The organism is Microcoleus sp. Pol12A5 (assembly GCF_036701435.1).
Classification (GTDB): domain Bacteria; phylum Cyanobacteriota; class Cyanobacteriia; order Cyanobacteriales; family Microcoleaceae; genus Microcoleus.
Genome location: NZ_JAUBQU010000038.1, coordinates 1 through 13,729 on the forward strand (window position 1 = coordinate 1; position 13,729 = coordinate 13,729).

The 13,729-nt window shown below is 43.5% G+C and carries 14 protein-coding genes and 2 pseudogenes; 7 read left to right on the forward strand and 9 right to left on the reverse strand.

Going from position 1 to position 13,729, the window contains the following annotated elements; all coding sequences use genetic code 11:
* Positions 1-70 precede the first annotated feature (70 nt).
* Positions 71-673 (reverse strand): glutathione S-transferase family protein, encoded by a 603-nt coding sequence (locus tag QUA45_RS12720; protein WP_333220948.1) that lies wholly within the window; start codon positions 671-673, stop codon positions 71-73.
* Between the two features lie 380 nt (positions 674-1,053).
* Here QUA45_RS12720 and QUA45_RS12725 point away from each other — a divergent pair, with 380 nt between their 5' ends.
* A complete protein-coding gene (locus tag QUA45_RS12725) occupies positions 1,054-1,305 on the forward strand; it encodes a hypothetical protein (protein WP_333220950.1) in 252 nt (83 codons plus the stop codon).
* 339 nt (positions 1,306-1,644) lie between these two features.
* On the opposite strand, the gene QUA45_RS12730 is transcribed toward QUA45_RS12725, so the two are convergent.
* From QUA45_RS12730 to QUA45_RS12750, 5 genes and pseudogenes are all read right to left on the reverse strand, one after another.
* Positions 1,645-2,520, reverse strand: a complete 876-nt coding sequence (locus QUA45_RS12730; protein ID WP_333220952.1) for an SDR family oxidoreductase — start codon at positions 2,518-2,520, stop codon at positions 1,645-1,647.
* Between the two features lie 630 nt (positions 2,521-3,150).
* The gene (locus QUA45_RS12735; RefSeq protein ID WP_333097711.1) at positions 3,151-3,303 is read right to left on the reverse strand and encodes a hypothetical protein; all 153 of its coding nucleotides are present in this window, start codon (positions 3,301-3,303) and stop codon (positions 3,151-3,153) included.
* 85 nt (positions 3,304-3,388) lie between these two features.
* Positions 3,389-3,661, reverse strand: a complete 273-nt coding sequence (locus QUA45_RS12740; RefSeq protein WP_333097709.1) for a hypothetical protein — start codon at positions 3,659-3,661, stop codon at positions 3,389-3,391.
* Positions 3,662-4,163: 502 nt separating this feature from the next.
* On the reverse strand, positions 4,164-4,343 hold the full coding sequence (locus QUA45_RS12745; RefSeq protein ID WP_333220954.1) for a hypothetical protein: 180 nt from the start codon (positions 4,341-4,343) through the stop codon (positions 4,164-4,166).
* Between the two features lie 122 nt (positions 4,344-4,465).
* A pseudogene (locus QUA45_RS12750) lies at positions 4,466-5,302 on the reverse strand (IS630 family transposase).
* Positions 5,303-5,663: 361 nt separating this feature from the next.
* On the opposite strand from QUA45_RS12750, the gene QUA45_RS12755 reads away from it, so the two are divergent.
* Entirely contained in the window at positions 5,664-5,912 is a 249-nt protein-coding gene (locus QUA45_RS12755) for a hypothetical protein (protein ID WP_333097705.1), read from the forward strand.
* A gap of 123 nt (positions 5,913-6,035) precedes the next feature.
* On the opposite strand, the gene QUA45_RS12760 is transcribed toward QUA45_RS12755, so the two are convergent.
* Entirely contained in the window at positions 6,036-7,001 is a 966-nt protein-coding gene (locus QUA45_RS12760) for a glycosyltransferase family 2 protein (protein WP_333097704.1), read from the reverse strand.
* Between the two features lie 285 nt (positions 7,002-7,286).
* Here QUA45_RS12760 and QUA45_RS12765 point away from each other — a divergent pair, with 285 nt between their 5' ends.
* Positions 7,287-7,910: a TenA family protein gene (locus QUA45_RS12765; RefSeq protein WP_333097702.1), complete on the forward strand. Its 624-nt coding sequence runs from the start codon at positions 7,287-7,289 to the stop codon at positions 7,908-7,910.
* A gap of 715 nt (positions 7,911-8,625) precedes the next feature.
* Here the strand turns inward: QUA45_RS12765 and QUA45_RS12770 are convergent.
* A complete protein-coding gene (locus tag QUA45_RS12770; protein WP_333097700.1) occupies positions 8,626-9,918 on the reverse strand; it encodes a pentapeptide repeat-containing protein in 1,293 nt (430 codons plus the stop codon).
* 120 nt (positions 9,919-10,038) lie between these two features.
* Between QUA45_RS12770 and QUA45_RS12775 the strand changes: the two are divergent.
* Positions 10,039-10,493, forward strand: a pseudogene (locus QUA45_RS12775) (aspartyl protease).
* A 329-nt stretch (positions 10,494-10,822) separates the two neighbouring features.
* Here QUA45_RS12775 and QUA45_RS12780 read toward each other — a convergent pair.
* A complete protein-coding gene (locus QUA45_RS12780; protein WP_333097697.1) occupies positions 10,823-11,335 on the reverse strand; it encodes a DUF1648 domain-containing protein in 513 nt (170 codons plus the stop codon).
* Positions 11,336-11,436: 101 nt separating this feature from the next.
* Between QUA45_RS12780 and def the strand changes: the two genes are divergently transcribed.
* The 3 genes from def (at position 11,437) to QUA45_RS12795 (ending at position 13,712) form a co-directional block, all read left to right on the forward strand.
* The gene (gene def, locus QUA45_RS12785; RefSeq protein ID WP_333097695.1) at positions 11,437-11,997 is read left to right on the forward strand and encodes a peptide deformylase; all 561 of its coding nucleotides are present in this window, start codon (positions 11,437-11,439) and stop codon (positions 11,995-11,997) included.
* Positions 11,997-12,197 carry a hypothetical protein gene (locus QUA45_RS12790; protein ID WP_199292547.1) on the forward strand — a complete coding sequence of 67 codons (201 nt, stop codon included), beginning with the start codon at positions 11,997-11,999 and terminating at the stop codon, positions 12,195-12,197. The genes def and QUA45_RS12790 overlap by 1 nt, the downstream gene beginning before the upstream one ends.
* Before the next feature lie 177 nt (positions 12,198-12,374).
* Entirely contained in the window at positions 12,375-13,712 is a 1,338-nt protein-coding gene (locus QUA45_RS12795) for a PrsW family glutamic-type intramembrane protease (protein WP_333097693.1), read from the forward strand.
* Positions 13,713-13,729: the final 17 nt, after the last annotated feature.

Consider the following 13,729-nt stretch of genomic DNA (forward strand, 5'->3'; position numbering starts at 1 on the left):
TTGCACTTTATTCTCGATCGTGCGAGCGAAACCCAGGCCACGCAATATGCGCTCGATTATTCAGCAAGCCCTATTTATGTGTGATGCTAATATATCGAGGTTGATTTTTTACTCGCTCGATCCAACTTTGAATTGCTGGAAATCTCGTTAAATCAAATCCGCCCTCGCCCGCAACGTGAGTGTAAGCAAATAAACCGATGTCAGCAATAGTATAGCGATCGCCAACAAAAAAAGCATGGTTTTCTAAATGCTGTTCCATCACCCCCAAAGCAGTATAACCCGGTGCTTGTTTTTGTTGGAGTGCTTCTCGATATTCCTCAGCTTTTCCTGTCATATACCAAAAACGAGAAGTAGCAATAAAAGGTTCATGGCTGTACTGTTCAAAAAATAACCACTGCATGACTTGAGCGCGTTCAAATTTATCAGTGGAGAAAAACTCAGTTGTTTCGCTCAAGTAAAACATAATCGCATTCGATTCAAACAAAAAAATATCCGGTTCAATTTCTAAAACAGGAATACGCCCGTTAGGATTTTTAATCAAAAATTCATGGGTTCGACTTTCTCGTTTTATAATATCAATTTCTAGCCGCTCGAAGGGAATATTAAGCTGAGTTAAAAGCAAGCGGATTTTGTAGCAATTCCCAGAGGGAGAATATTCGTAAAGTTTCAACATGAGTATTTTTTTATATACCGCAAAGAACAGTGAACACGCAGAGTTAAGAAAGAAGAAGAAAGAAAAAAGGAGAAGTTCACAACTGATTATTGTAGCTATTGGGGGATAAGAGCAGCATTGCTACGTTCAGAAGTAATATGGGTTAGGTGCAACCCAGAGCATCCTAAATTCATCAATATTGGAGAATCAATGAAATTATACTGGAAAAATCCTCCCTTAAATAGCGTTAGGTAATGATCGCGGAAATGGAAGACGCTCTTCAATATACTTACACAGAGAAAATTATTTAGGATTGCTCTAGATAGAGAAAATCATTTAGGATTGCTATAGGTAATGCTTTGTCATTAATCTTGGCATTACCAGCACCTTTATTGGCGGGCATGGGATTTGCGGCAGTTTTTGGTGGCGCTGCCAATACACCGATCGCTGCAACTTTAATGGTAATTAAGTTTTTTGGAATAAAATCTGGGGTGTTTTTGGCGATCGATTGTGTGATGAGTTACCTTTTTTTATGTCATGCTGGCATCTACAGCTCACAGGATATTGGCTCTGAAAAATACCATTTTATACCCACTAATAAAGGAGCAAATTGGGAAAATTCCGCCCAGGAAATCGCTCCGCAATCAGAATAAGATGTCAAAAAAAATCTTGATGATTTATATTAATAGCAGAAACTCTTGATTTGTGGCTGGTAATAGTGTCAGTGCGCTCGATGATGTTTCTATATCAAGTTCATCGCCCTAATGAATTATTTGATTGTTATGCAGCAAGATACCACTACTTGAGATATTTGCGGTCTAACTACTCCGCAATGCCTTCCTAGCTGCCACGTTCAATCATATCTGCATGACACCTTAGTGCGGTTTAGTCTAGTGTCCGGTGAGTAAAGAAAGCGATCGCCCAAACAAATCCTTTTTTAGGTAAAATGACAGCGATCGCCTATTTCCTCCCCATAGTTTCTCCCAGTTAATTTAGGCAGACCAAGCTTCGCGAAAGTCACCATAAAGGGTCAATCCACCATCAATATAGAGCGTTTGTCCCGTAATGTAAGCCGCTTCATCTGATGTAAGAAAGGCAACAGATGCAGCCATTTCCTCCGATGTACCTGCCCGTCCCATTGGGATATGGCTTTCCACTACTGCCTTTTGTCCTGGATTGTCCGTCCAATTTTCATTAATCGGTGTAATTGTTGCACCCGGGGCAATAGCATTGACGCGGATGCCTCGGCTTGCGTATTCCAACCCTAGGGTTTTAGTCAGATTTCCCATGCCACCTTTGCTGATGGAATAGCTGATATACGTCGGGCGGGGAATGATTTCATGCACACTCGAAATATTGATAATCACCCCAGAGCGCTGCTGCTCTAACAGATGCTTAATGGTTTCCCGCGCACAGAGATATGCACCTCGCAAATTGACTGCTATCACGCGATCGAATTCATCCGTTGGCACTTCATGGGATGCGCTTTCTGTTTGAATCCCAGCATTATTAATCAGGATATCCAGACTACCAAATTTATCAATGACACTCTTCACCATACGAAGGATATCATCTTCTTTGGAGACATCTCCCTGAACTAATAGCGTTTCAACCCCGCATTCCGATGCTTGTCCACAGGCTTTTTGCAGAGCTACTTCTTCATTATCTTCTGCCTCTTCTAAGCTTTTGCGATAGTTAACGGCAATGTTGCAACCTTCTTGAGCAAGACGAATGGCGATGCCTGCCCAATACCTGAACTCGCTCCAGTAATGAGTGCGTTTTTTCCCTTTAAACCTTTCATTATTGCTCTCCCAGAGATTTAAAACAAAATATCTTAACCGAAATCTCAAGCCAACTAGCTTCAACATCAACCAGAAAATTGTTCTGTCTTTTCCCCACGAATTTCATCGCGCCAATACGGGGAATAAGGTCAAATGCGCCTGCGACTGCCGCCAGGAACAGTGCATAGGGAATATCCACCAAGATAAACACCACAAAGGTAGAGAAGCCGAAAAATATTGATAATAGCAACCGAGCCAAAAGAAACCTAAAAATTTATTTTGGATTTCCCTGGTCAAATCCTCGTATAAGCCGGGTGGAAAGAGCCTCACATCAGATCCCAATAGTCGTCTACCATCGATCAGCATAAAGAAGGGAACCACGTAAGCACAATCACATCTAGCAAACTGAATAACAGATTTTGCACTGTGGAAAATTCCAGGCAGATTATGCCTATGACTTGTTGGTGCAGTGGTTGCTTAAAAGTGCTAAAATCTAACGTAATATGGGGATTTAACAGAAACTATTGAAATGTTTCCAACAGTGCCAGTGGCGAGTCTAAAAATTGAGGAGCCTGTTCTAATAAATGCTGTGCTTGGGAAATGTTAGCTAATCCTAACGTTGCCATTAACGCACCTAGAATCAATCAATAAGGCAAGTAAAAAAGCCAGCACTACCGCTAGCCAACGAGGGAGGAAACGAGATACAAATTTGACGGGTTAGTTCAGCAGAAAGGCGAGAGTAGCTGCAAAAATAAAAGCCAACACCTGCACGATAGCCCAAGCAAGCACAAAGAGTAGCAGGTAGCGAATTAGTTGAGCATTGTTGAGGTGTTCCCACATCCGATAGGTGTTAATTTTTGGGTTGTCCATTACAGCCTGTCAACCTTTCCACCGTTCCTCATCCGCTCGATAAAGGTTTTGCTCTACCTTATGGATTTGATGTATGCTTACCTAACTATTGAAGTTTCCACGCAATTAGACCAACAAGCACAATCAGACCTAATGCTCTACGAAAGTAATTAACGCCTTGAAATAATTCTTCCCAAGCCCAAGTAAACAAAGAGCCAAAGGCTACTAGCTCCAACCCTAAATTAATTTTACCTGTTGTAACAATCAGCGTTAATAAAGTAGCTACAATCCCGACACTCAGTGGTAGATTGGGCATCTGAGCTATAACTATTTTGCCTTCGCTGTCCCGGAATGTGCGATCGAATAATGTGTTTTCCATGAGTTTATCGTGTCAATGCAATAAATAGAAACAGCTTAACATTCAATCAATACTGCGTTTTTTTGGGAAACGATGATACAAGCTTGATAGGGCAAGGACCATAAAAAAGTCGAATTAAATGCAAGTCAGGAGTGGAGATGACTTTGATTTAATTATCCCCCGTGGCTCTAAGTCTTATAAAATCAGGCATTGAGCCAGAGCAAAACTGTCGGCACTATTGAACAGTGAAATAAGAGATTAATCCTGAATAAAGTTTTTTTGTCTCTATCAATAATTTATTCTGCTTGTTTTTTCCATCATTTTATTTTTTTTATTTGAGTGGTTAGAGGATATTTTTATAGTAAAATTCAAAATTTAAAAGATCATCTCTCGCTTGGAATAGTTTAGAGTAAAAGGTAATCTATAATTGGACAGACATCATCGTTTCTCTAGTATCGTATCGAGAGCGATCGACTCGATCCTCAAATCCAAGGTCAGCAATTCACAGGTCTAAACCTTTTCCTCAAGCAGGCTTGAACCTTCGCAGTGCAGTAATTTTTGTTTCCACAGCTTGAATTGATTGTGTAGCAGCTATTTCTGCTCGATCGCTCTCAGCATCCTGACTCACAAAAAATGTGCCCAGCGTTGCTGTCAAATAACCACCTAGCGCGATCGCACAAAATGCCAGGAAAAAACAAAGCACCTGCCCTTGGGCTGTTCTAGGAAATTCGCACTCAAACGCATTAATGCTAGCCGCTCCAGCTATGGTGACTATAGCGATCCTAAATGATTTTCTATGTAAAAGTATAGCAACCGCCAAGGCGGTTAGAACGCTTTGCTGAGGACATCTTCCAGAGCATCTCGAACACAGCTAAATCTATGGGTTTGTTGACGGATGCGACTTTTTTGCCATGACCATCATTCTCAATTTTGTTTAAATCTGTCGCATAAGGTGCCAAATATAGCAATCGACATCCCGTACATTCAATTATCTCTTGAATACGTCCACCTTTGTGGAATGTTATATTATCTGCTATCACAACGGGTCCAGGTTTTAATACTGGTACTCAACAAGTTTCTAGTCAGATTTCAAATACGCTTCGATTACAAGCTCCTTCTACCGTAAATGGTGCTAGTAATTTTCCATTAAACTCCCGCCGCAATTATATTTATTCGTCCTCTTCTTATTTTACCAATTTTTAGTGCTTCAAACCTGTCACCTATCTCATTATACCCATACCCATATTCATCTCGGTCATCCATCCCTGACTCATCTATATAAACTCGTTCTTCTTGGCTATATCTGGCTAACTGTTCTGTGAATTATGGGTCTTTTTATTCGCCCCTTTCTCGATATCCATAAGTTTTTTACGACTAAAACCAATTTTTTCTAAGACTTTTGAGATTGTTATATCGCTAATTTCCTCAAACAATAGTTCTGCCATCTCTACTTGTGTTTTATCCCCATGGGCCCTCACAAATTCTTTAAATTGTACCCCCTGTAATTTTATGACCATTACCCAACGGTTGATTGGGCAATGCCTCAAACCCCCCTGTTTGGGCAAGTCATTTTAGCCAGAGACCGATCGTGTTGCCACTAATATTGAACAGTTGACTGGCTTCAGTAGTTTTCAAGACATCGACTTTGATAGCGATTATCACCTGTTGACGAAGGTCGTAACTTTAGGGCTTGGGCATAAGTTGTACGCTCGCAATCGAGCAATTGGGAATACTTACAGTTTATGCCATAACCGCCTTGGCGGTTGCTATATCAAAGAAGTGCCCGATGTTGAATTACATATTTTTTATGGTTGGCAAGGAATTGATTCTTTAATTAATTTACCTTATCTTGAGAAATTTCTATATTTACCCGATAAAAAGAAAAGAAATTACAACTTTTAGAGCAGGAAAATGTCTATGAAGATGGCAGTATTCGACACAAGGAGTTAGTGAAAAAATTATTCAAATCAGGTATCTGGGTTTATCCTTGTCATACTGCTGCGGAGATTTTCTGTATTAGTGCTTGGCGCAAGCTACTGGTTGTGTTCCTGTGGTGACAACTTATGCAGATTTAGATGACACTGTAAAATCAGGTATCAGAATTAAGGGATCTGCGGGGAATGAGGAAACTAATAATGCTTTTATTGCAGCAGTGATTGACTTGGTAAAAAATCCTGAAAAACAAGACTTTTTAAGACAACAAGCATTAGCTATTAAAGATTACTTTGGCTGGAATAGAGTCACTCAACGATGGGATCGGGAGTGTATATAGGCTGAAATTAAGTAGAAAATAATGAATCAACAACCCGCATTTTGAATGTGGTTCAGGCTTCAGGTGATTCAGGCACGATACAACCGCTATCTTTAAACCATCAAGATAGTAAAAACCTCCTGCTTATTTACTATTTTTTTGACGCAATGGATCGAAGCCAGCCACTTCTGCCAGCGTATAAAGTGGCCGGCCCTTCACCTCCTCGTAAATCCGCCCTATATACTGGCCCAAAATCCCAATACTCACCAACTGTACCGCCCCCAAAAAGAAAACTGCCATCATCACAATTGTCAAACCAGTTAAGGCAGAGTTTGGATAAAAAAGCCGCCAGTACAAAATCAAAAAAGCCATTAACACTGATATAAATGCAGCAAACAACCCCAAATAAATCGAAAGTCGGAGGGGAACTTTTGAAAAAGATACTAAACCATTCATCGCTAAACTCAAAGATTTTCTGAAGGTATACTTAACCTCACCTGCAAAGCGCGGATCACGTTCAAACTTAACTGCGGTTTGTTTAAAACCAATCCAAGCGCGCAATCCCCGAATGTAGCGGTTACGTTCTGGCATGGCGTTGAGTACATCCACCACGCACCTATCCATCAAACAAAAATCTCCCGTATCTATGGGAATATCCACATCAGCAAGATTCCGCAAAATGCGATAATACATATAAGCTGGCAATCGCTTAAACCAACCTTCTTGACGGCGTTGAGTGCGCTGAGCGTAAACAACTTGATAGCCCTGCTGCCACTGTTCTACCATATCTATAATTAGCTCTGGTGGGTCTTGCAAATCGCCGTCCATGATGACTACCACTTGACCTCTAGAAAAGTTTAAACCTGCAGTTACAGCTATTTGATGACCGAAATTGCGGGCCAAACTGAGGTAACAAATTCGTGAGTCTTTTTCGTGCAATTCTCGCAAAAGTTCTAGAGAGCGATCGCGACTGCCATCATTGATTAAAATTAATTCTACTGGACCGTCCATTCGATCCATCACGGCACTAATTCGCCGATACAATTCAGCGAGATTTTCTTCTTCGTTATAGATAGGAATTACCAAGGAATACTTAGGTGTATCTTTCATAGCAGTTTCTGTTTAAGAATTGGCTTTTCAACCGTTAAATCAAAAGTTTCTTTTTCCCCACACCCCCTAGCTGCTTCACGAGAGAGGTTCGGCACGTAATTTCGCTCTTTTAGCCGGACAATATCCGCCCACAAAATAGCCGCGTACCAACAATTATCTATTTTTTTAAATACAAAAAATAAAAGATATCATAAAAATGACACACGCCACGCGAAAACATCTGTTATCATAGATGTTTAGTCAGATTATAAAAATTACAATCATAACCCATCGATTCAAAATTGCATGACAAATTCCAATTATCTTTGGCAAGCAAATCAAGACTTAAGCGAAGCTTGTCTACAACATCCCTTTGTCAGAGGCATTGCTGACGGCAGCCTCCCCCAAAATAGTTTTGCATATTACGTTGCACAAGACGCATTTTTTCTGGGAGCATTTGCTCGCGCTTACAGTATCGCTGCCGCAAAAGCACCTGACTGGGAGGGGTTTGAAATCCTTCACGATCTCGGTAGTGGCGTTTTAGAAGAACTTCGTTTGCATCAAGGATATGCAGCCAAATGGGGTGTAAACTTGCAAGAGGCAAAACCGGAAATTGCTACCCGTCGCTATACAGATTTTTTATTAGCGACAGCTTGGGGAAGTGGTGTAGGTTTAACAGCAGCCGCGATGACTCCTTGCTTGCGGTTGTACGCTTTTTTGGGACAGCAGCTAGCTAAACCTAATATACCGGAACACGCTTTTAGCGACTGGATTTCCACCTATAGCAGCCCGGATTTTGAGATTTTAGCAAAACGGCTGGAAATTTTGGTCGATCGCTACGCAGAAGCTGGGCTGGAGGTAGAAACAACCTATCGCTACGCTATGCTGTGTGAAAGAGACTTTTTTCAGGCAGCTTGGGAAATAGAGTAAATTAAGTTTATGCAAAAGATAGGGAGAAGTATATTAAGCTACCTAGACCCACGCAGCAAATTCAACAGCCATGTACAGCACTAATGTAGCAAATAATGTCATAACACCATATTCCCAACAAGTCGGATTAATCAACACGAAACCGAGTGCCATTGAAACCTCCATAATGCCGTAAGCTTAGGGGTCCAATGATTGCATATCAACGGAATTTATCAGTAGCGCTAAAGATCCAACCAAAACCGGAATATCCGACTGTAATGCTCAGCCTCTTTCACAAATCCAACAAATAGCTACCGCCCTAAATTAGGGTAACTTTACTAATAGTTTGAATCTGCTAATAAGGCACCAAAAAATGCCCAAATATTAATTAGTAGCCCGGCTACTTCCACTTGCATTCCAAAAGTTGTGAAGCCGCGCATTAGCAAAAGTGACAGAGGCTAAAAAGCCATAGAATGCTGCTGCTCATCATCTGCATAGCTGTTACCTAAATTAGCGATTTATAGGTGCCATTTATCGTCCCATCAGAAAGCACCTAGCAGCGACAAAAATTACCTCGTCCAGGCTTTTGGAGCGCTCCAGGCGCGGAATTACTTCTAGCCTTAAATCCGTATTTGTCAGGGCTAAAACAGCGCCCGACTGTAGATTTAAAATTAAAGTATAGTCCGCTGCCGAGCGATCGCCAAATATATACCTAAGTACAGCGGTACTGATAATTTTAACGTCCGAGTTTATTGGGAATCCCTTCGCAGCCACCGGGAATAGTCTCTCTCGACTTCGAGCCGCACCAAGCGCAGCAGTAATAGCGCTGTTCCTCCGACAGCCGCTTGACACCGGTGAAATCAGCACGTTCAACCACAGCGCCGGTATGTTCACCCGTTTGATAGTTAGGAAATTCGGTACGGCTGCGAGGGGATGCAGTTTGTGCCGAGCCGTAGAATAATGCGGCGGCTCTCATGTCGGCGCGAGCGAGATTGGCGTCGTACAAGACAGCGCGCGAGAGGTTGGCTTTCACTAAATCGCATTTGCTGAGATTGGCGCGGACGAGGTTGGCTTCGCTCAAATCCGTCCACCGCAAATCGGTGCCAGCCAGGTTAGCACCCGCTAACATGACATTGAGATCGATAACGCGGATACCGTGATCTCTATCTTCCGCGTAGCCACCGTCGCCGTCAAGGATGGGGCGGCCTAAAAGCCGATCGCGCTTCAGAGGAGTAACCAATCTAGACTGCGACAAAAACCGCAGAATTTTAGCTTTACCTTCAGCATCTACACTGCTCATAATCGCAGCGGTGCGGCCTTCTGCGATCGCCCTTTCCTGCGGCCAGTCTTCCAAAAACCCTTGTTCGTCAAGGGCTAAGTCGGAAACCCCTTGAAAATAAGCATCGATCGTTTGCTGCTGCGTAATTCTATTTTGCTGAATCGTCAAATCTTTCGAGATCACGTACTGCCGCCAAGCCACGTAAACGCCCAAAATTGCGATCAAAATTTGGCCCAAAGCGCCGATCAACTCGCCCAAAGCGCCGATGGCGTCCCAGTTGATTTGGATGTTGCGGCTTCCCGGTTCAGTATTAGTACCGCTGAGCATCAGCAAGCCAACAATCCCAGCTAACAGCCCGAAGCAGGCGACGATCAGCGTGCGCCAAGTCGGCGGAATTACCTGCGCCCAGATTTTGCCCCAACTCGGCCACATCAGCCGCAGCGATATGCCGATCGCACCTACGGCGCCAATTAAGCCCAGCCAAATGTTGTCATTTGCCAGCCCAAAAATCATCGCAGCGATCAACCCCAGCGTCAGCACGGACCCCGACTTCTCAGCAGTCGTTTGTTCCGGCTGCGGTGGCAAAAAAACCTTGCGAGTTGGAGGCGGTGGCACCGGTTTTTCCGGTTCAGCAGTAACGACGATTGTCCCTGATTCTGGTGGCACAGTAGGGCTCGCACCGTTCTGACTTTCTACAGTCACGTTAGACTCAGGGCGATTGGGTTGAGAAGAGTTGTTTTCTGGTGTCATGCGTTGAGGCAAATTCTAATTTTAGCCGGTCATTAAAATGATTTTAACTAACTTTCGCAGGATTATAGATAGCCTTACAATAGAAACATCCACTAATTACACTCAAAGAGGTAACATATTATGACCCTGGTACTCCCCAATCTACAAGAAAAACAAATGGGTCAAGTAATCACGACAATCACCGTCACCAATCGCATCGATATAGTTATGGCTGAACGGGGATTCATTGGTGCTGAGGAAGTTCGCTCTGTTACCCTCGATAAGTTGTTGTCGATACCGGAGCGACACTACTTTCCTTGCCAGCTCTTATTATTAGCCAACTAGGTTTAAAACAAGTAGGAGAAAGAGATGTAGAAACATCGCCTGGCATCAAAAAAGGTAGAATTTTTGCAGATGCTCAAATTATTGTAGAGGGGAGAGAGGGCAGATTTGATTGTTTAGAACTGCCCGCAGGCGTTTCCGCTGTTTTGTTGGGGGTGATTCCAATGGAAGAACTAGGCTTAGAACCTGATTTAAAAAATCGACAGTTGCGAGTATTGCCGATCAACAATAAGCAAACATATCTGATGGGTTAGTCGAGCGGCATCTACCGTATAACTAACCCCTCGCGTATGATTACTATCATGTCTCCTCAATTACCAGAAATCAAAAATGTTTGTAGTGATAACTAAACTCCTCATAAAACTTAGATGACTTGAGTCCTCAATACCAAAAAAAATATTTATTTATTTAGGCACAATAATATTACCTGGAGTTAAAAACATCATACCAAAAAACTTTATTGTTGGGTATATAGCGGTTCTCAAAAAAGTGAGGAAGGCCCTATGCCCTATGCCCTATGCCCTATGCCCACTCGTACCTCATATTTCTGAGAAAGGCTATATGTAAGTTTTTTGCCCTAGATCTAGCGAGCAGAATAAGCCTTGAGCAAATACACGCCAACTGTCCCAAATATCAAAAAAACTAACCCTAAAAGTAACTCCATACTCAATCTTTGAGCATTGCCCAAAGCGACAAGAATTTGCTGTCGCACCACAAACGCCAACAGCCAGCAAATCTCCGCCTTCAGCCAAGCCAAAAGGTCTCTGCCCAACAGATATTGCCGATGAGCGTTCTCAGAATTAATCGGTACCGGATAATTAAAAGTATGGGGATAGCGCGAAACCGCAGTTAAAACGGCAAAAATAATGGCAGCAACCGCCGGCACGATCCAAATCATCACCTTGTCTCCCCAAGCATCAGCTAGCCCCCCCAAGCCGAAATGTATCGGAATTCGATCGGGCAAAACCGCCCAAAACTTGACGATGAGCAAAACAGCTAGCAAAATCGCGATCGCACCCAAAAGCTCTACCGCGACTATAACAGGCGAAAGCCCCAGAGAAATAATCGGCCGTTGGTTTGGTTTGTTTCCAGTCATGGCTACTTAAAATTAGATTAATATTGAAAACAATAGTATTGGTTCCAATTTCATTCCCCAACAGCTTTCGTTGGGGGTTTCCAAATATCCCGCGAGGTTTTATGACGGCTCAGGTCTTGATTGAAAAGAAAAAGTTAGAAAAACCGCCCCTAACAATACACACATTAGGCGATCGCGTCCTGCGGCAGCCAGCCAAGCGTGTCAAAAGCGTCGATGCAGAAATTAGGCAGCTAGTCCGAGAAATGCTGCAAACCATGTACAGTGCCGACGGTATCGGTTTGGCCGCCCCCCAAGTGGGAGTCCACAAACAAGTAATCGTCCTCGACTGCGACCCGGAAAACCCCGCCACACCACCAATCGTTTTGATCAACCCCACCATCAAAAGTAGCAGCAGCGATATCTGCATCTTGCAAGAAGGGTGTTTGAGCATTCCGGGAGTTTATTTAGAAGTCAAACGCCCAGAAGTCATTGAAGTCTCCTACCGCGACGAATACGGCCGCCCACAAACCCTGATAGCAACAGACTTACTGTCGAGGGCAATTCAGCACGAAATGGATCACCTCAACGGAGTGCTGTTTGTAGACAGAGTAGAAAACAAGCTGGCACTGAATGAAGCATTAGTCAAGCATAAATTTTCGCCAAAGGCAGTAAAATCAGTATGATGGCAGGAACTCCGAAAAGTGGTTTACTCTTAGCTCTTTCGTGCATCACTGCGATCGCGGCAGTCGGCTCCATCTTTGAGCTGTCATCGGGAGAAGCTCAACTTGGCAATTTAGTCACGGGCATCATCCTCGCCCTGAGCGTACCGCTAACTGGCATATTTTTCTATGCAGCCGTTCAGGATGCCAGAGCAAATCTATAAGCAGAGTGATTAGTCATTAGTCATTAGTCATTAGTCAGCAGTTATTAGTAATTAGTAATTAGTCAGCAGCTAACAACTAATAACTGTGGAATAAAGACTGCTCAAAAATAACATCAGCTAACAGCTTGCGAGCTCATGACCAATGACTAATGACTAATGACTAATGACTCATAACTCATGACTAATGAAATCGGATTTCTGCGACAAGTGCCAGCCAAAGATGCTGTGGGAACCCCAGCATCCCAGTACCAACTTTCTGAAGATGGGGAATTGGTCATAGGACGCGATCGCAATTGTCAAATAGCCTTAGAGTCGATCGGTCACGGCATGGTTTCCCGTCGCCACGCCACGATCCGTCCCCTAACTCAGGGTAATGTGACGAGATGGGAAATTTGCGACCTCAACAGCGCTAACGGAACTTATATCAACGGAAAAAAGCTCTCTGGCTGCCAAACTTTAGAAACAGGCGATCGCATCAGTCTCGGCCTTGACGGCCCTGAATTCATCTTTGAATCTCCCGTAACCCCTTACCAAAATCAACCCGGATTCCCTGCACCACAAACGGGCAATTTTGCGGCTAGCGAAAAAGATGCTCTCACTTTAACTCAATTATTCCCGATCGCCTCCACTGGCAAACAATTAAGTCAAAAAGCTTACTTATATCCAGGTATCGCCACAGTTATTGTTGTCGTGTCGATGTTTGTCGCAGTTGGCAATTCTGCAGCATTCAACTTGCTGCTGTCAGCTTACCTCGCCGGTGCGGCTTACTACTTTATCTATCAACTGTGCGGCAAACACAAGCCTTGGTGGGTATTGCTTGGTTCTGCCTTAGCTACAGTCCTGATTGTGATCAGCCCCTTATTAATTGGATTTATATTCGTATTTAGAGAAATTTTGCCCGGCCGCCTGCCAACCGAAGGCGAAACAATCAGTTTTTTGCCTTTTTTGAACAGAATGTTTTTCGGGGCGGGTCTGATGGAAGAATTACTGAAAGCCTTGCCCGTTTTGGGAGCGATGCTGCTGGGAAATTGGCTGCGAAATCCGTGGCGCGCTCGAATCGGCGTTTGGGAACCTTTAGACGGAATTCTGTTAGGAAGTGCCTCGGCCGTCGGCTTTACACTGTTAGAAACTCTGGGACAGTACGTTCCCAATGTCATCCAAAATGTCACCCTGCAAGCAGGGGCGGAGGCGGGACAATTAGTAGGATTGCAGTTGCTAATTCCCCGCATTTTGGGTTCCGCCGCCGGACACATGGCTTACAGCGGCTATTTGGGATATTTTATCGGTTTGAGCGCCCTCAAACCTAGGAAGCGCTGGCAAATTTTGGGCGTCGGCTATTTCAGCGCTTCGGCACTTCACGCTTTGTGGAACGCGTCGGGAGCCGTCAGCGTACTTTTGCTGGCCTTGGTGGGAGTTTTGTCCTATGCGTTTTTGGTAGCTGCGATTTTGAAAGCCAGAGCTCTGTCTCCCAATCGAGAGCAAAATTTTGCAACTCGAATATTCTTTGAAAAGTGACTTCTGAGTGCTTAATT

Excerpts from the sequence above, each read along its gene's own strand:
- QUA45_RS12780 (WP_333097697.1), bottom strand. The coding sequence starts at position 11,335 with ATGACTGGAAACAAACCAAACCAACGGCCGATTATTTCTCTGGGGCTT.
- QUA45_RS12730 (WP_333220952.1), bottom strand. The coding sequence starts at position 2,520 with ATGTTGAAGCTAGTTGGCTTGAGATTTCGGTTAAGATATTTTGTTTTA.
- QUA45_RS12725 (WP_333220950.1), top strand. The coding sequence starts at position 1,054 with ATGGGATTTGCGGCAGTTTTTGGTGGCGCTGCCAATACACCGATCGCT.
- QUA45_RS12795 (WP_333097693.1), top strand. The coding sequence starts at position 12,375 with ATGACTAATGAAATCGGATTTCTGCGACAAGTGCCAGCCAAAGATGCT.
- QUA45_RS12765 (WP_333097702.1), top strand. The coding sequence starts at position 7,287 with ATGACAAATTCCAATTATCTTTGGCAAGCAAATCAAGACTTAAGCGAA.
- QUA45_RS12760 (WP_333097704.1), bottom strand. The coding sequence starts at position 7,001 with ATGAAAGATACACCTAAGTATTCCTTGGTAATTCCTATCTATAACGAA.
- def (WP_333097695.1), top strand. The coding sequence starts at position 11,437 with ATGACGGCTCAGGTCTTGATTGAAAAGAAAAAGTTAGAAAAACCGCCC.
- QUA45_RS12770 (WP_333097700.1), bottom strand. The coding sequence starts at position 9,918 with ATGACACCAGAAAACAACTCTTCTCAACCCAATCGCCCTGAGTCTAAC.
- QUA45_RS12735 (WP_333097711.1), bottom strand. The coding sequence starts at position 3,303 with ATGGACAACCCAAAAATTAACACCTATCGGATGTGGGAACACCTCAAC.
- QUA45_RS12740 (WP_333097709.1), bottom strand. The coding sequence starts at position 3,661 with ATGGAAAACACATTATTCGATCGCACATTCCGGGACAGCGAAGGCAAA.
- QUA45_RS12790 (WP_199292547.1), top strand. The coding sequence starts at position 11,997 with ATGGCAGGAACTCCGAAAAGTGGTTTACTCTTAGCTCTTTCGTGCATC.
- QUA45_RS12720 (WP_333220948.1), bottom strand. The coding sequence starts at position 673 with ATGTTGAAACTTTACGAATATTCTCCCTCTGGGAATTGCTACAAAATC.